The sequence below is a fragment of the Pseudoalteromonas sp. T1lg21 genome (assembly GCF_002964625.1).
Taxonomy (GTDB): Bacteria; Pseudomonadota; Gammaproteobacteria; order Enterobacterales; family Alteromonadaceae; genus Pseudoalteromonas; species Pseudoalteromonas gelatinilytica.
The window spans coordinates 117,388-134,451 of the sequence record NZ_PQBX01000002.1; the positions used below are offsets into that span (position 1 = coordinate 117,388).

The 17,064-nt window shown below is 38.9% G+C and carries 20 protein-coding genes and 1 pseudogene; 6 read left to right on the forward strand and 15 right to left on the reverse strand.

Translation table 11 applies throughout. From position 1 onward, the window contains the following. Window positions 1–2 precede the first annotated feature (2 nt). The 3 genes from C2M25_RS02345 to C2M25_RS21670 all read right to left on the reverse strand — a co-directional run bounded on the left by C2M25_RS02345 (window position 3) and on the right by C2M25_RS21670 (window position 1,795). Complete coding sequence (locus C2M25_RS02345; protein ID WP_063703724.1) at window positions 3–1,133, reverse strand: HlyD family secretion protein; 1,131 nt, start codon at window positions 1,131–1,133, stop codon at window positions 3–5. A gap of 3 nt (window positions 1,134–1,136) precedes the next feature. Further along, a complete protein-coding gene (locus C2M25_RS02350) occupies window positions 1,137–1,481 on the reverse strand; it encodes a DUF3302 domain-containing protein (protein WP_063703726.1) in 345 nt (114 codons plus the stop codon). 77 nt (window positions 1,482–1,558) lie between these two features. Continuing rightward, window positions 1,559–1,795 (reverse strand): hypothetical protein, encoded by a 237-nt coding sequence (locus tag C2M25_RS21670; protein WP_158679659.1) that lies wholly within the window; start codon window positions 1,793–1,795, stop codon window positions 1,559–1,561. Window positions 1,796–1,945: 150 nt separating this feature from the next. On the opposite strand from C2M25_RS21670, the gene ybaK reads away from it, so the two are divergent. Beyond that, window positions 1,946–2,407 carry a Cys-tRNA(Pro) deacylase gene (gene ybaK, locus C2M25_RS02355; protein ID WP_105180308.1) on the forward strand — a complete coding sequence of 154 codons (462 nt, stop codon included), beginning with the start codon at window positions 1,946–1,948 and terminating at the stop codon, window positions 2,405–2,407. Here ybaK and C2M25_RS02360 read toward each other — a convergent pair. From C2M25_RS02360 to C2M25_RS02370, 3 genes are all read right to left on the reverse strand, one after another. Next, on the reverse strand, window positions 2,404–3,660 hold the full coding sequence (locus C2M25_RS02360) for a Y-family DNA polymerase (RefSeq protein ID WP_105180309.1): 1,257 nt from the start codon (window positions 3,658–3,660) through the stop codon (window positions 2,404–2,406). The genes ybaK and C2M25_RS02360 overlap by 4 nt on opposite strands. Further along, on the reverse strand, window positions 3,648–4,061 hold the full coding sequence (locus C2M25_RS02365) for a LexA family protein (RefSeq protein ID WP_054552219.1): 414 nt from the start codon (window positions 4,059–4,061) through the stop codon (window positions 3,648–3,650). The genes C2M25_RS02360 and C2M25_RS02365 overlap by 13 nt, the downstream gene beginning before the upstream one ends. A gap of 63 nt (window positions 4,062–4,124) precedes the next feature. After that, complete coding sequence (locus tag C2M25_RS02370; protein WP_054552220.1) at window positions 4,125–4,559, reverse strand: MarR family winged helix-turn-helix transcriptional regulator; 435 nt, start codon at window positions 4,557–4,559, stop codon at window positions 4,125–4,127. Window positions 4,560–4,670: 111 nt separating this feature from the next. Between C2M25_RS02370 and C2M25_RS02375 the strand changes: the two genes are divergently transcribed. From C2M25_RS02375 to C2M25_RS02395, 5 genes are all read left to right on the forward strand, one after another. Next, complete coding sequence (locus C2M25_RS02375) at window positions 4,671–5,444, forward strand: siderophore-interacting protein (RefSeq protein ID WP_105180310.1); 774 nt, start codon at window positions 4,671–4,673, stop codon at window positions 5,442–5,444. 67 nt (window positions 5,445–5,511) lie between these two features. Beyond that, complete coding sequence (locus C2M25_RS02380) at window positions 5,512–6,507, forward strand: LLM class flavin-dependent oxidoreductase (RefSeq protein WP_105180311.1); 996 nt, start codon at window positions 5,512–5,514, stop codon at window positions 6,505–6,507. 174 nt (window positions 6,508–6,681) lie between these two features. After that, window positions 6,682–7,638 carry a patatin-like phospholipase family protein gene (locus C2M25_RS02385; RefSeq protein ID WP_063703736.1) on the forward strand — a complete coding sequence of 319 codons (957 nt, stop codon included), beginning with the start codon at window positions 6,682–6,684 and terminating at the stop codon, window positions 7,636–7,638. Window positions 7,639–7,758: 120 nt separating this feature from the next. Then, window positions 7,759–9,168, forward strand: a complete 1,410-nt coding sequence (locus tag C2M25_RS02390; protein ID WP_063703739.1) for an alanine/glycine:cation symporter family protein — start codon at window positions 7,759–7,761, stop codon at window positions 9,166–9,168. A 27-nt stretch (window positions 9,169–9,195) separates the two neighbouring features. Continuing rightward, on the forward strand, window positions 9,196–10,245 hold the full coding sequence (locus tag C2M25_RS02395; RefSeq protein ID WP_105180312.1) for a patatin-like phospholipase family protein: 1,050 nt from the start codon (window positions 9,196–9,198) through the stop codon (window positions 10,243–10,245). A gap of 11 nt (window positions 10,246–10,256) precedes the next feature. Here C2M25_RS02395 and C2M25_RS02400 read toward each other — a convergent pair whose 3' ends face one another. The 9 genes and pseudogenes from C2M25_RS02400 to C2M25_RS02435 form a co-directional block, all read right to left on the reverse strand. After that, entirely contained in the window at window positions 10,257–11,816 is a 1,560-nt protein-coding gene (locus tag C2M25_RS02400) for a methyl-accepting chemotaxis protein (RefSeq protein WP_158679660.1), read from the reverse strand. 263 nt (window positions 11,817–12,079) lie between these two features. Continuing rightward, entirely contained in the window at window positions 12,080–12,397 is a 318-nt protein-coding gene (locus C2M25_RS22280) for a calcium-binding protein (protein ID WP_105180314.1), read from the reverse strand. A 371-nt stretch (window positions 12,398–12,768) separates the two neighbouring features. Beyond that, window positions 12,769–12,915: pseudogene (locus tag C2M25_RS21905) on the reverse strand (excalibur calcium-binding domain-containing protein); the annotation flags it as partial. 161 nt (window positions 12,916–13,076) lie between these two features. Continuing rightward, window positions 13,077–13,502 carry a hypothetical protein gene (locus C2M25_RS02415; RefSeq protein ID WP_105180316.1) on the reverse strand — a complete coding sequence of 142 codons (426 nt, stop codon included), beginning with the start codon at window positions 13,500–13,502 and terminating at the stop codon, window positions 13,077–13,079. A 118-nt stretch (window positions 13,503–13,620) separates the two neighbouring features. Continuing rightward, the gene (locus tag C2M25_RS02420; protein ID WP_105180317.1) at window positions 13,621–14,166 is read right to left on the reverse strand and encodes a hypothetical protein; all 546 of its coding nucleotides are present in this window, start codon (window positions 14,164–14,166) and stop codon (window positions 13,621–13,623) included. A 138-nt stretch (window positions 14,167–14,304) separates the two neighbouring features. After that, window positions 14,305–14,850: a hypothetical protein gene (locus C2M25_RS02425; protein WP_105180318.1), complete on the reverse strand. Its 546-nt coding sequence runs from the start codon at window positions 14,848–14,850 to the stop codon at window positions 14,305–14,307. 12 nt (window positions 14,851–14,862) lie between these two features. Continuing rightward, window positions 14,863–15,126, reverse strand: coding sequence for a hypothetical protein (locus tag C2M25_RS21675; protein ID WP_158679661.1), 264 nt, complete (start codon window positions 15,124–15,126; stop codon window positions 14,863–14,865). A gap of 327 nt (window positions 15,127–15,453) precedes the next feature. Further along, on the reverse strand, window positions 15,454–16,623 hold the full coding sequence (locus C2M25_RS02430) for a hypothetical protein (RefSeq protein WP_105180319.1): 1,170 nt from the start codon (window positions 16,621–16,623) through the stop codon (window positions 15,454–15,456). A gap of 35 nt (window positions 16,624–16,658) precedes the next feature. Further along, the coding region (locus C2M25_RS02435) for a hypothetical protein (RefSeq protein WP_199775140.1) at window positions 16,659–17,064 on the reverse strand (406 nt) is incomplete at its 5' end.

A 17,064-nucleotide genomic window follows, 5' to 3' on the forward strand; every position in this document is an offset into this window, starting at 1 on the left:
TCTTAGTGATCTAAGAATAAGTAGTTTTGCCAACTTTTCATTCTGATTAACACTTTACGCATCACTGATACGTGTTCGAAGTGTTCTGAATAAACTGCAACTTCTGTGCTTGTTCCTTGTGGTAGATGATATTCACTCATGTCATCAGTGATTTTTAAGGTAACAATAGCGCGGCCTTGTCGTGCGAAAAACTCACTGCCCATTAGTGTGCCTTGCGCTTGTACTTGCCCTTCACCAATAGCGGGTAACACATCGATTACTTCACCTGCAAAAGTTTTACCTGGAATAGCTTTAAAGATAAAGTCTGCTTTGTAGCCTGGTTCGAGTCTTAATAACGAATTTTGTCGAAATGCAGCTACGTAGACGGTGTCTTCTTTGTGTACAAAGGTCATCACCGGACGAAGTGGCATGGGTACAGCAATCATGCCTGGGCGCAATGTTAGTTGTGTAACATAGCCATCGGTAGGGGCATACACACTGGTGCTGTCTAAGTTAAACTGAGCTTGCTCTAAATTCGCGCGAGCAGCGGCAATTTTAGTTTGTTCGCCGTTAATTTCTGACTCAAATGCAAGTTTTTGGCGTAACTCTTCGGCTTGTGCCGCCTCATAACTTGCCTTTGCAGCTAAGTAGACCCCTAATTTATTATCAACTTGGCCTTTTGAGTAGGCTCCGCTTTTTGCGCCTTTTTCATAGCGTTCGTATTCTTTCTTACTGCGGTCATGTTCTGCTTTAGCCATCAGCGCGCTGGCTTGCGCTGATTTATAGGCTGCTTCTAACCCGAGTACTGATTGTTTGGCATCTTGCAAAGCCGCAATTGCTTGATTTAGCTTTGCTCGGTATAAGGTGTCGTCTAGGCGAAACAGTAAGTCACCTTTTTTAACTGGCTGATTTGGCTTTACTGCGACTTCTTCAACTGTGCCACGCACATTTGGCACTATTGGCGTCGTAACATAGACACTGCTTGCCATATTTGAATGTGGGTGATTGTAGTTCATTAATAGAATTAAAGCGCCTATCAGCACTACACCACCGAGTACCGCGGTAGGTACTGTCCATTTATTAAGTGGGATTTTAAAAACTTTGAAAATACCAATGCACAATGCGGTATAAGTGAGTATTAATAACAAATCCATAGTTTATTTCTCTTTATTATTCGATTGAGCATTTACTTGTGCTTGTAGTGCTGCAACGGTGGCTGTTAGGCTTGCCACTTTTTCAGCTAAGTCTTCTTGTTCCTTTTGAATCTGGTTAAAACCCCAGCCTCGGTCATCACGCCATAATGTCGCCCAAACCCATAAAAATGGCCACAGCACGTGTAGGGTAAATAGGCTGACCCAGCCGGCATAATGAATGGCATCTTGATGAGGGTGATTACGTTTTTTGGCAATTTCGTAGGGAATATCGTGAATGGCAATAACACCATAAAATATTACTACCGTTACAAACACTAGCATGACCAGCGCAAAGTAGTCTAAAAACATGTACTTTCCTTTGTTTAACTTATAATCAATTTAATAATACGTGAAATTTCCCTAATTCCTAGTCGGTATTTTCAGATTTAGTTCAGTACAACGTAGTAGTCGGTATCAGCAAGGCAACGACATAAAGTCACATCCTCTGAAAAAGTTGTGTTTTGTATTCGGCCTTTTTCTAAGCCAAGCGTATGGCATTTGCTTTGACAATCCATATAGGCATTCCATGCGATGTATTCGTTACACACAAAATTAACCGCATACAACATCATTGTTATGATACATATTTGTTTCAGTAGATAGAGCCCGGTTCGTCTAGACATGTTTATTACTCTGCCCAGTGTTCATAATTTAAGTTTAGTTCAATTAGTTTAATTAAGTGTGCTTTGCTTGTGCATTTCTATTGCCTTGTGCTCCTTGTTCACGCTATGTTTTATAAAGTTACTGCTAATGAATCAGTTATGAGAAGTTTAATGACGCCAGCTATTAATTTATTAAAAAAGAAAGGCATTCGTTTCGATGTGCTCAGCTATCAGCACGATCCCTTGCATCAACAGTTCGGTCTTGAGGCTGTTGAGAAATTGAATCTTCCTGCTGAACAAGTATTTAAAACCTTAGTACTTGAAGACACTGAACATCATCTCTTAGTTGCTATTGTGCCGGTTAGTCAGCAAGTTAACTTGAAATTGCTCGCAAAGGCGGCAAAGGTTAAAAAAGTGCAGATGGCTCCACAACAAAAAGTCGAAAATACCACAGGTTATATTTTAGGGGGGGTGAGCCCGCTAGGTCAGAAAAAGCGCCTTAATACCTATGTACATCATTCTGCAGATAGCTTTGATGTTATGTATGTTTCAGCAGGTAAACGTGGCTTGGAGATTGCGTTGGCACCTAAGGATTTATGTAGTTTATTAAATGCTAGTTTGGCAGACTTTTAACAATGTATTTTCGGTAGGTTATGCCAACGGGTTGTGTAATGAGGCGATAAATATTCGCGTTTCATGTGCCAACGGGTTGTAGGAGTTTCGCTGGCTATGGCAAGGGTACCCACGCCATAACGAGCATTGATGCTATCAAGACACGTCATCAGTTTAGGGTTATCGATAGGCGCTTGAAATAGATCAGGTTGCTGAAACATTTGGCTTGATAACTCTAGGGCACCTACACCACATTTATAAAATCGCACCCCAGGTTTATAGAGATGATCAAATACCTCGCTGATAGCATTGGCAAACACGCAACTATCGGCGGTGGCGACACTAAACTCATAAATATAGGACTTTTTATAATAGCCATCTTGGTGAGGAGAGCTGGCCACAAACATTAATAAGCGTTGAGTGTGTGAGCCTTGCGCACGTAGTTTTCTTGCTACAATGACACAATGATTGATCAGTGCCGTTTTCAGCGCGGTGGCGTCAGTGATACGCTCTCCAAAACTACGGGTCGAAAAAATCTCTTTTTTGTCTTGGCGTACTTCATCCCAGGCTAAACAGCTTTTACCGCGTAACTCGTTCACTGTGCGCTCTAATACAATGCTAAATAGGCGTTTCATTTTTCGTGGGTCTTGCTCGGCTAAATCAAAGGCTGTATTAATATTCATTGCTTTGAGTTTTTTAGCTAAGCGTCGACCAACGCCCCAAACATCTTGTATGTCCATGGCTTTTAAAATGGCTACTCGTGAAGGTTCTGAATCAATCACTGCAACGCCATCAAAGCCGGGGAGTTTTTTCGCTGCATGATTGGCGGCTTTGGCTAGAGTTGCTGTTGGGCCAAATCCAACCCCAACAGGCAGCTTTGTTTCGCGCCATACGGTACGGCGAATATCATGGCCATAACGATGCCAGTCGTGAATAAGCTTGTTGAAACCAGTAAAGTTTAAAAATGATTCATCAATAGAGTATATGTGCTGATTATCGCAAAAGCGGCCAATTACGTTCATCATTCGCTCGCTTAAATCCGCATACAGCTCATAGTTAGATGAGCGGATCACCACTTGGTTATCTTCGAGTATTTTCTTTACTTGAAAATAAGGCTGGAATTTTGGAATAGCCAGCTTTCGTGCAATAGGGCACACGGCACAAATACAGCCATCGTTGTTGGTGAGAACCACAACCGGTTTACTACGAATAGCCGGATCAAATACTTTTTCGGCGCTGGCATAAAAGGCCACTGCATCGACTAAGGCGTACATGCTAATAGCTCTTTACTACTGCGATGTAAGCGAATTGAGCGAGTGACCACGCCTTCTAATTGAAATTCATCCGATTGGCGTAGTTGCACTGCAGGGTATTTAGGTGAGGCTGATAATAACTGGGCATTGTGTTTATCTAATAGCTTACAAACAAATAAACCATTTAGATTCGCGACAATGACATCGCCATTTTTAACATCTTCGGCGCGATCAACCAGTAATAAGTCACCATCAAAAATCCCCACACCTTGCATTGATTCGCCAGAAGCAATACCAATAAATGTTGCATCAGGGTGTTTTATCAATAGTTGATCTAATGATAAGCCTAGCTCTTTGTATTGTGCTGCCGGTGATTCAAAACCACATACGCCAGCTTCGATATAAATAGGAATAACACGCATAACAAAACCACTATACTGTACGTTTGTACAGTATAGTGGTTTGTGGTTATCTTGCCAATAAGATCACGGCGTGTTGTGATTAATATTTTCGATCATGGTTGTGGCAATAGCGATAAAATCACGTACTTGCTGATCCGTTAAACCGTGGCAAAGTTTGGCATCAACCTCTTGCTCTGCAACTTCTAAACGCGAGAACAGGGCGTTACCTTGATCAGTAAAGGATAAAATTAAACAGCGTTTGTCATTTTCGTCGGCACATTTAGAAACCAGTTCAAGCTTTATAAGCTCTTTTACTAAGCGTGCTATTTGTGCTTTATCACGACCGGTTTTGGTAACAATATCATTAGCGGTACAGTGCTGTGTTTCGGCAATGATATGTAAACAGCGTACATGCAGCGCATTAAGACCAAGCTCGTTGGCGTTAATGGCTTCGCGTACAGTGACACGGTAACTTTGTGCCAGTGTAAATAAAGCAGAAGAAAGTGAGGTTTGTGGCATGGTTCACCTAAGTTCAGTTGGAGGAGTTAGTTGACAAAGTCAATCAAAAGCGTATAGTTGACTATATCAACTATTGGGGCGTTGTGCAATTTAACCAGCTAGGAGAGAAAGATGGCTAGAAAAGTTCGTCGTGCAAACGTATTAAGTACTACACGTATTTCCCCGCATCTACAAAGAATTGTTGTTGGCTCAGAGGAGTTTGCCGATTTTCCACAAGATGCAAAAGGTGCGTACGTAAAGGTATTACTCCCGCATGCCGGTGAATCTAAGGTTGAACTTGATTTACACGCTGAGCATCCTGCATTAATGCGCTCTTACACTATTCGTGATATCAACCCCGTTAACGGTGCAATTACTCTTGACTTTGTGGTTAACCAACATCAAGGCGTGGCAACCAACTGGGCACAAAATGCGTGTGTAGGCGACGAGGTAGGTATAGCAGGCCCGGGCCCTAAAAAACTCACTGATTTTACGCAAACACATTATTTAATGCTGGCAGATTTAACCTCTGTCAATGCAATCAATGGCTACTTACAAGCCCTGCCACAAGATGCCACTGTCGATGTCATTATTCATGTTGCTGATAAAGCCGACATCATTGAGCTTGAGCAAATTGAAGCACACAGCCAACATAGTGTTGAATGGCTAGTTACAGATGAGCCAGAAACCGAGCTACTCGACCAAGTAACACGCTTATGTGCTGGCTATAACACGCAACCTATGGTGTTTATGGCACTAGAAGCAAACTTGGTAAAAGCAATTCGCCGTTTAGTAACAAGCAGTTTTGCGATTGACCATGAACACATTGTTGCATCGGCCTATTGGAAGCGTGGTATTGATGCCGATGGCCTAAAGGTGGAAAAACAGCAACAAAGCCGTGCCTAATTAGCATTTGAAAAAATGCCATTCGCTCTCATTAACTAATTATAAAGAGTTAAATTTTGGAGAGCGAATGTCAGACCTTACCAATACACCTTTTTCATTGCTTGAATTGAGCCCAATGAAAGAGCACGAAACCGTTTCGCAAACACTAGCAAATAGCGTTACCTATGCACAAACAGCCGACAAACTGGGTTTTAATCGGTTTTGGATGGCAGAGCATCATAATATGCGCGGTATCGTGTGTGCCGCAACTTCTGTACTGATAGGCCACATCGCAGGCAAAACCCAGAATATCCGCGTAGGTGCAGGTGGGGTGATGTTACCTAACCACCCACCGCTGGTGGTTGCTGAGCAATTTGGCACCCTAGAGAGTTTATACCCCGGTCGCATTGATTTAGGTCTAGGCCGTGCCCCAGGTAGTGATCCAATTACCAGCCGTGCTTTACGCCGTGACGAACAACGCGCTGAGCACTTCAATGATGAGGTAACTGAGCTGCAAGCTTTACTTGGCCCATATAAGGGTGACTCTCCAGTACGCGCAATTCCAGGTGAAGATACAAATGTACCAATCTGGTTACTGGGCTCAAGCCTTTATAGTGCTGGGCTTGCTGCTAAAAAAGGTTTGCCATATGCATTTGCTGGCCATTTTGCGCCACGCTTTGTTGAAGATGCCATTGCATTGTATCGCAGAGAATTTCAGCCATCTGAAGTATTAGATAAGCCATACGTCATGCTTGGTTTACCTGTTGTTGCCGCTGATACCGACGAACAAGCACAGTTTTTAGCAACCACCGCAAAACAACGTATTTTAGCACTTATGCGCGGCAAGCCACTTTGGCTTAAAGAGCCTGTTGCAACAATGGAAGGGTTGTGGACAGCGCAAGAAAAAATGCAAGTAGAAAGCTTTTTAGGGCTTTCAGTTGTGGGCGGTCAAGCGAGCGTTAAGCATAAGCTGAGTATGATTAAACAAACGCTACAGGTTGATGAGTTTATTTTTACAAATGACCTGTATGAATTGAGTGACAGACAACATGCGCTGGAAATATTAGCAAGCATCATGCACTAATACGGTGTAGCAAATAGTGAATGCGTGTAATGAGTTTTTATGCGCATTGCTTAAGCCCTGACACTCATTTATTAAACGGTTTTATAGATTAAATCAATTTATATAATCCGTTTTAAGGATTGAATTTAACTTTATACAATACATTTATTAACCATTACCCTAGGAAGGTGCACCGTGAAATCTCAAACAATTGCCGCAGTAGAACCACAAACAAAAACAGCATTAATCGCTGAGGGTGGTGGGCAACGAGGGATTTTTACCGCAGGTGTACTCGATGCGTGGTTAGAAAATAATTACGATCCATTCGATTTATTCATTGGCACGTCGGCAGGCTCACAAAACTTAACAAGTTATTTAGCGCGTCAAAAAGGCTATGCAAAACGTCTGATCAGAGGCCTTTCGCGGCATAAACGTTTTTTTCAACTTGGCCGCGGGCTGTTTGGTAAAAGCATTGTCGATCTTGATTGGTATTTTGATAAAACCAAAGAAGTAAATCGCGCTTTAGATTTTAAAACAGCAACACAAAGCCTAGGTAATCGCGAACTGTTGATCACAACCACTAACGCGGCTGACCGTAAGCCCTATTACTTGAGCCCAAATGGTGAAGATACGCAATGGTTGGCTCTGTTAAAAGCATCAAGCGCATTACCCTTTTTATATAAAGATGGCGTTAACTTAACTCCTTGGTTAACAACCAAGGCCGCAAACGATGCCATTATTCAAAGCTCTAATACTGATTTAGTCCATGATATGTATTTAGATGGTGGCCTAGCTGCACCTTTACCCGTGAAAGAAGCCTATAATCGTGGTGCCCGCGATATTGTGGTTATTCGTACTGTTGATGAAAACTTCCAAGTACAATCTGAATGGGTAAATAAATTAAAGTCACTCGTTTGCGTATCTGGTTATTGCCCTAAGACCATTGATTACTTGGTTCAACACGAACAAGCTTATCAAGATGAACTCGATTTCATTGCAAACCCGCCAAGTGATGCCCGTATCACACAAATTTTTGCAGGTGATAAATTACGCAGTAAACTGCTGGGTAGTACAGATTCAGATCTTCGCTATGATCACAAATTAGGCTTAGCGGCAGGTCGTGCCTTTTTACAGCAACAACTGCTAAATTAGTTGGGAGCAGGCTCAGGTAATTAATCCCATTGCCTACTTGAGATATTTGTAAATAGAGTTAAAGTGGTTAGCTATTCACTTTTTGTGATTTTTTATCTATAAGAACAATAAAGGCTTGCCATGTTTAACAGTGCTGTATCGACAATCAATGGTCTTCTTTGGGGAGAAGGCCAAATTCTTATCTATATTCTTCTGTTTGCTGGGATCTGGTTTTCGGTCAGGTTAAAAGCGATTCAATTGGTTAAGTTTCGCCATATGTTTAGCCTATTAAAGTCGAGTAGCAGCACCGATAAAAACTCAATTAGTTCGTTTCAAGCTTTATGTACTGGTCTTTCAGCTCGCGTGGGTACAGGTAACCTTGCGGGGGTTGCCGTTGCTATTTCGTTAGGGGGCAGTGGCGCAATATTTTGGATGTGGGTGATTGCCATTTTGGGCATGGCCACAGGCTTTGCCGAGAGCGTACTTGGGCAAGTTTATAAAGTCAGGGATGCCAATGGCGAGTTTAGGGGCGGGCCTGCTTATTATATTCAGCAAGGGTTAGGCAGCAGAGCGCTTGCGGTGTGTTTTGCCTTTTGTTTATTCCTTGGTTATGGCTTTACGTTCAGTGCCATGCAAACGAATACCATTACCGATGCCCTTAATTACGCATTTGAAATTCCAACTTTGTATTCTGGTATTGTGATCACGATACTGGCTGGCTCTATTATTTTAGGCGGCTTTAAAGCTATTGCCCGCTTTGCTGAACGCATTGTGCCAGTCATGGGCATTTTATTTGTACTTGCCGCTATCATAATTACTTTACTGAATATCGGTAAAGTACCTGCGATGATTGAAGATATTTTACTTTCAGCCTTTGGCTTACAAGAGGCAGGCGCAGGGGCTATGGGCGCAGCAATTAAAAATGGTATTCAGCGAGGGCTTTATTCGAATGAAGCCGGAGCGGGTAGTGTACCCCATGCATCTGGCTGTGCCTCACCAGTACCAAATCACCCAGTCACTCAAGGCTACATTCAAATGCTAGGGGTGTTTTTTGACACTATTGTGCTGTGTAGCTGTACGGCAGTGATTATTTTATTAGCTGATATTGATATTAGCGGCGAAATGGAAGGAATACGCTTAACTCAATCTGCGATGACAGCACATATGGCCGCTGGGGGCATTTATTTTGTGGCAGCTGCAATTTGTTTATTTGCATTTACTTCTGTGGTTGCAAACTATGCCTATGCAGAAAGTAACCTACATTTATTTAAACTAGATAATAAACTCGGCCGAGGTATTTATACCTGTTTATATTTATCCATGATGATTTGGGGGGCATCGGCCACCATTAAACAAGTGTGGGATCTTGCAGACATTGCTTTAGGTTTAATGACAGTGGTGAACGTTATCGCTATCATACGCTTAACGCCAACGATCTTATCTGTGACAAAAGACTACCATAGTCAACGAGAAGCAGGGCAAGAGCCGAGGTTTGACTCTGAAAAAGTGCAGGTTCAAGGTCAAACAGAACAAGGGATTTGGCGCAAATAAGCTAAAACAATAACGAGAAAAGTAACCATGATAGATATTTATGCAGGGCCAAGTGCTGCAAAAGTAATTCAAGAGCAAGGCCTGTCTGCCGGTTTGTTCAATACATTTTTAGGGGCAAGTGGCGGACCCAACTGGGTTACATTATTCGGTTTGGATAAATATCTCTTTGGTGAATTTTTTAAAGACCGTACCACACCTTTAAACTTATTAGGATCAAGTGCAGGGGCATTTAGAGCTGCCTGTTTTGCACAAAACGACCCTGTTGCCGCAATATCTCGATTAGCAAAGTCATACTCTGAAACACGTTATTCATCGAATAAAGCAAAACCAGAAGAAATAACAACAAAAGCACGAGAGTTATTAAGCACTGTTTTTGCTGAAAATGGTATTCAAGAAATTATTAACAACCCTATTTTTAAAGCCCACTTTATCGTTGCAAAATCGAATGGCTTTACAGCATCAGAAAACAAAGTGATGCAGTTAATGGGGTTATCTAAAAGCTACTTAGTCAATCGAATGAATAGGCGTTTGTTAAGCAAGCAATACGAGCGTTATGTATTTCAGCCTGCAAATAGTCAGTTATCGTTTTCAGATAACAATACTTTCAATACCCATACTATTGACCTTAGCGAAGATAATTTAGCTGATGCATTACTTGCTTCAGGTTCTATTCCATTAGTCATGCAAGGCATTAAAAATATCACAGGAACACCACCAGGTATGTATCGTGATGGCGGTATTATCGATTATCATTTTGACCTAAGTATTCATAATGACGGGCTTATTTTATATCCGCATTTTAATAACAGCCCTAAAGCGGGTTGGTTTGATAAGAGCCTAAAACGGGGTATTACCCCAAGTAATTATGATAATGTGGTGATGATCACTCCATCAGCTGACTTTGTTGCTTCATTACCTTTTGGCAAAATCCCAGATCGTAAAGACTTTACCGACCTTGATGCGGATACAAGAATTAAATATTGGCAACAAGTATTCAAAGAAACCGAACGGTTAGCAGAGGCATTTGATGCGGTGTGTACTAATAAGCACACACCGAAAATAAACCTTATCAAATAGTAGTGCTTTCGCTACTTAAACTGATTAATCAAAGATGTTTGCTCTGTCACTTTACTGAGGAGCGCTTCGCAAAGTTGCTGTGAGGTATGGCCAAGTTCAGTACACTCATGAGCAAAGTCTTGCGCTGAGGTTAAGTTGGTAGCAATAACCTGGCTTGCTGTCAGTTGTTCATTCATTGCATGCGCTATGATGCTATTGAGCTCGCTTAGTTTGATAGACTGGGCTTTAATATGGTCTAAACTATCGCCGCTTTGATGTGCTAGTTCAACACTTTTAGCCGACAAGTTAAGTCCATCGTTCATGGCAATTTGAGCTTGTTTTGAGGCATGTGTCAGTTGATTCAAAACATTATTTATTTCTTCAGTTGATTGCTGTGTACGCGATGCCAATGCTCGAACTTCACCTGCTACAACAGCAAAGCCACGGCCATGGTCACCTGCTCGGGCAGCTTCGATGGCCGCATTTAAAGCAAGTAAATTTGTTTGATCAGCAATGGCATTTATTTCAGATAAAATTGCCACAATGTGCTGGTTACCTTCAATTAAGTTTGCTACTTGGCTACTTGCCGCTTTGAGTTTTTCATCAAGTTCACTGATTGAATTTATCGTTTGCTTGACCGCCAGTGAGCCTTGTTCGGTTGCTTGATTTGACTCTTCAGCAGCCTGATTTGATTGCATTGTACTCGATGAAAGCTCATTAATTGAGGCCGTCATTTGCTCTGTGGCAACAACAATTTGCGAGACTTCATCAGTTTGTTTATTTAAAAGTTCCGTCACGTTATGGCCTGATTCTGCACACTGTTGGGCGTTATGATTAACGCCCATGGTCACATCATTAACACGACCAACAACCGCTTTTAATTTTGCTTGTTGCATCTCTAAGGCAAGATGTAAAAAGCCAGATTGATCATTAGTACCAGAATACAGATAAGCCATTAAAGGGTTGTCGTATACTTGTTTTGCTTTACGAATCAGCGCTAAATATTTTTGACGCCAAAAATACATGACTCCATTGGCTGATGCCAAAAGTAGTACTAATACACAATTAAAAATAGTAAATCCAGAACTAAAAACGGCAGCCAAAGAACATAAAAAGCTAATGAGCAAAAGGGCACTTATGTAAAGAGTGGCATCAAACTTTGTTGCAGTGGCATGAGATTTTTGGTTATTGTTTATTTTTGCATATTCAACGGTTGCTCTTTGTATAACCTCATCACTTTGCTTAGTTCTCACTGATTGAAATTCAACTGTACGACCATTGCTATCTTTGATTGGTGTTACAAAAGCATTCACCCAATAGTAGTCTCCATTCTTACAACGATTTTTAACAGGCCCCATCCAAGATTGACCATTTTTGAGATGCTGCCATAAATCTGCAAAAGCCAGTTTCGGCATATCAGAGTGACGAACAAGGTTATGAGGTTTACCCACCATTTCGTCTAATGTGTATCCAGCTATTTTACAAAACTCATCATTGGCATAGGTGATATGGCTTTGTAAATCTGTCGTTGAAAGAAGGATGTCAAATTCAGAAAATTTAACTTCGGTATTGGTATTAATTCTATGTTTCACGTCAAAATCACCCAAGTACAGCTTTGTATTCAGAAAGTTAAATTAGCGAACTAAATAAACAGGCTGAGAACAAAAAATGAATCAGTGCTAAATTAGCAAAGAATGTTTATAAACAATTTAGCGATTAATCAGTAAAAAAGAACTAGGAAAATTCCGGTTTTATGTTGCAAAAGTTAATATTATTTAACTAAGAAAAGTTAGGTGCCTGAGTTAAAAGTTGGCTAAAATTGTAAAATTTAGCCAACTTGATTTTTAAAAATACATTAATCACGCAAAATAAAATCACTTTGACAGGGCGCTTCACCAGGGCTTTGATCTAACTTTGTATTAGGGCAGTTTTTAGTAAAAAATAGCGCTTCTTCTAGAGAGTTCATTTGGCTGCAATATTGTCGGCCATCACATTCATACTCTGGCTTTTCATAATCTGATAGTGTGATTTCTCGGTTGTGACTGTAATTTGATTTTACGGGATCAATGATTTTTGTTTGCAGTGTTTCTGTTGGTGAGATACCCCCATAATTAACTGCATAATAATCCCATGCGAAATAGCCGATAATGATGATTAGAAAAAACTTCCTCATGATGAATCCTTGTTATTATTGTTTAGACTAATGTGAATCGTGAGCGGTATTAAAGCCTAAGCCTTATGGCCCAATCCGAAAGTCTTACTATAATAAGGTGAAGAAATAATATTAAATAAAATTAGTGGCTTATTAATTAAATACGAAATTTCTGATGGTTTAGATAAATCAAAAGTTTGAATTTTATACTTGGTCAAAGTATTTAATTATTAGAAATTCTAACTTTGGAAAACTAGCTAAATTAATTGCTGCCCCCTAAAGGTTAAAGTTTTAGTTATTTCACATAAATTATGGTACGTAACATAAAGAAAAGGGCGAAAAGCCCTTTTTATTAATAAGTTGCCTTTACTGTCATTGATGACAGTCTGGCATTACCATCCATTTAAACGAGTGTCGTTTTCACAGGGGTTTCCATCATGATCCCCATCCATTTTTGTATTAGGACAGTTGTTGATAAAGAAGATTGCTTCATCCATTGAACTCATTTGTGAACAGTACTGACGACCATCACACTTGAACTTATCATCATCAAAAGAATACCTAAATGACTCTTCAGAAGGTTGATAATCAAATTTAATATCTTCATTGCAAAGCAATTCAGGTACAAGTGCTTGGTATGTTTGCCAAGCTCCAATGACAACAAGAAATATAAAAAATACCTTTTTCATATTAACTCCTTTTAATTTGATTTCTTGTCTAACCAATCACCTCTTAAGTGAATTTCTGTAGTTCCTGTACTTGGCCGCTTAGCGGCTCTAGCACAAGCACCATCCATCATTGATTTATTACGATCCGACTGTAATTGCTGGTACTCACTTCTCCAGAAATCACAAATCTCATTATTTGTTCTTTGCGCATTATTAATTGCTTGTTGCTTTGCAGCCTGTTCGGCTTGTCGTTTTCTTAGTTGGCGTTGAGATTCTTCTAACTGTAATTTTGCTCGAACAGCTGCTGCTTTAGTATCACGTTCGAGTTGATTGGCTATGGCTTGTGCTTCTTTGGCTAGCACATGAGCCCGATATAGGTAGTAACCTTCCATCGTAGCAAAGGTGGAAATGCCTGTAAGGGTCAGACAAAAGTATAGTTTGATATAATTGATATGCATAACTAGTCCTTTAGAAAATATGCGCTGTTGTAAGGATGTTTCTACCAAAAAGAGCTGAATCTAATAATTGAACCTTCCCAGTCTGATTTTAATGCTATTAATAAAGTAAATACACTTATCAAAAAAGGTAAAATATAATTAGTCGAATTGTAGTCAAAAACAAAAAATGGAAAAAAAACCTAAACTTAGTAAGCCAAAACTCTTTACTATCAATCATAATTTCATCGTTCTTTTGAATTTCAAGTCTGGGATCCGTGGGCAATTGGATTAAACATCTGAAATCATTATGTTTAAGTTGAGTATATGTAAATTCATAAAAGTTAAGATCTCGTCCAGTTCCAATTAGTAACTTTCTGTATTTCTTGTTAAGAAAATCATGGTAGGAATCTTTAAATTTATGCTTAAATTTAGACCATTCATCCTCAATAAAATAAAGGATAAATCTATATAAAAAGTAGAACCATGATGCCCATAAGAAAAAAAATATAGCTTTCGGATTACCAAACTTTTCAAAGCTAGCTCCTGCTAATGTAATCTTACTTGCTTGTACTTCAGCTAACATCATAAAAAGTACTATTAAATTTATAATAAATAAGTTTCGTCTTTGACGTAAGAAACTATCGGACATTACATTACTAGGCTTATTACTTAAAGTATCTTCCATTAGTTACCTGTAGATTTATTTAAATACTTTGAATTTATAATAGCTAGACTACTATTAATGAATATTAATATAAAGGGCTGAAAAGCCCTTTTTTATTAATAGGTTAACAAGTTATTGTGGTCTTTAGAGTGTTAAAAGCTAATCATTAAAGCTTTCTTGATAAAATCTAGCTAAAGATGTTTCAACTTCATTTTGAAACTTTAAAACTCTAGAGGAATATTTTTTCAGATATGAGCTTGGTGGTAGCTGCTTGTCGAAAGTTACTAAATGTCTGAGTTCGTTTTGTAAATCTGCGCATTTACAAACTAAATTATAAGTATGAATATCATTCATAAGAATTAAAGTCGAAGCTGCTTTATCTCTTAAGGGCCATGCTTCTATTAATTTAATATCATCTGAATCAACATTCTTATAGCCAGAATAATCAAAATCTATTAGAGAATCATTTCCTATACTTTTAGAAATACCATTAACACTCGATATAAAGGCGACCCATGCAGAAAAATATGTATGGAGATTCAAGGATACTTCTTCAATCAATTTAACTTTATGTTCTAACGAGAATTTTTTTAACTCTGACCTTTTCGTTAAACGAAGTCCAAGATATGTAAAACCACCAGAAATGAGTGCACCTAGACCAATTTTAACCGTCGTATCTATTATATCAAACCAGTCTTTAGCCATATTTTCTCCGAATTAACTTCCTGTTTGTATTGCTAGTTCACCTACAATATCCAGTAATTGTTCCAGAAGATCAAATAAATATTTGTCTTGTACTTTAGTTTCTGATTTAAGCTTTTTGTACATAGACTCATGCACCTTTGCTGACCATTTACAGCGATGAACAAACTGTACGTCTGATGGTTTCACTTTCCCCCACGGTGTAGTCATAACGTTGTTGTGATATGAAATGCTACATTCTGCCCACGGGCCAGTATCTGGTAAGTAGCCGCGATACATTATCCTGATCAGTTTTTCGACTGGTTTGCTGGCTTTGTTTGCTTTTACATATCTCCTTACTTGCCGTTCACTTACTCAGAGTTCTTTACTTAAACCTGCTATCGAAAAATCAAAATCGAAGGAAGAAGGTCTGATATTGTAAAAAAGATTAGCGCTGCGTGTATTGCGGGTATCCTTGCAGACTGCGAGTCTAATTGGTCAAGTAGCGACCCCGCCTTTGCGGTATCATAGATATCTCATAAATTACGGTACGTAAAAATTAAGAAAGGGCGAAAAGCCCTTTTTTATTAGTGAGTTGCACAGCCTGTCATGGTTGACAGTTTGGCATTAGCTTGTATGAAACCTTCTAAATGTTTTAACCAAATGGTAAAGAATAGCAGCATTTAAAGCTCTTGCTACGATGTCAAGTACCACAAATTGATTGGTTATTTGAGACTCTAATTCAATCCACAGTGAATAATGTCTATTAAGGTGTAAAGGGTTCAACAATACTGTGGTATCTTGAAAAGTAACTAACTTATTTGGAAGAGATAAATTCATAAAATAAATTATTAGAATATTAATTACGAAAAGCCAAATTATAGGTAGTAACCAGTTCGTGCAGTGGTTTGAAATTAGTTTGCTAAAGGTGAGAATCATCTTATCTTGGTAATTAGAGAACTTAAATAAATTGTCTAAAAATGACATATTAAATTTTTGATACTCAGCAGAGCCATAAGTAAGAAGATTCTTTATATCCCTAAAATACTCTAAAATTTCACTATCGGTCATGTTTAGGTTTTTAGATTTCCATTCTGAGTCGGTACAGGATAGTTCTGAAATATCATTATTGAGATATGTAAACCTATTATAAGATGAGAAATTTGACTGACTGAACCTAGCATTTCCGAAACTATTGTGTCCCATATAAAAACGACCAGAAAGCTTAGATTTATTTTCCATTCCATCCATCTCAAAATAATCAAAATTAAGAAATTCTTCTATATATAAAATACGAGCTCCAGTATAGGAAACGATACTTAAGAAATCTGAGTTATGAACACGAGAAATTTCTAAGTAGTCTAAACGATCGAGCCTAAAAGTAATTTTCGTATTTAAATGGGTATCAAAAATGCGTAAAGTGTTTACCGTTGTATTTCCAACAACATCAAGAGTGCTTGGTAATTTAGAGCCGTAGCCAATACTTAACTCTATAATTTTGGATGATGTAAAAGTAACATCATTTATTTTAGATAAGTCTCTGAAACGAACAGAACGTAAAACACAAGAATCAAAATATATATCTTTACCTTTAAATTCAGATGAAATTTGTTCCTCGTCACCCAAATCAAGTTCTTTAGTTTTAAATGAACAATTTTTGAAAGTTAAATTTTGTTCTATGTTGTTCGGAATAAAATCGAATGATTCAAGAAAAGTAACATTCTCAAAATAAAAGTCATTTGATTTTATAAAAGTTAATAACTTATCGTATTCATTCTCGAAGTCAAAAATTGGCATAGGCTCTATCTGAAGCTTTACTAAGCATATATTGTTTAAGTAGCTGTTTTTCTCGATATTTCACCTACAATATCTAACAATTGTTCCTGAAGATCAAATAAATATTGGTCTTGGACTTTTGTTTCAGATTTAAGCTTTTTATACATGGTTTCATGCTCTTTAGCTGACCATTTATATCGATGAACAAACTGTACGTCAGATGGTTTTACCTTACCCCAAGGTGTAGTCATAACGTTATTGTGATATGAAATGCTGCATTCTGCCCACGGGCCAGTGTCTGGCAGGTAGCCGCGATACATTATCCAAATCAGTTTTTCGACTGGCTTGCTCGCTTTGTTAGCTTTTATATATCTCCTTACTTGTCGTTCACTTACTCCGAGTTCTTTAGCTCCTTTTGCGTAGTCATATCCGAATAGCGTAACGAACTGCAATTTAAAGTTG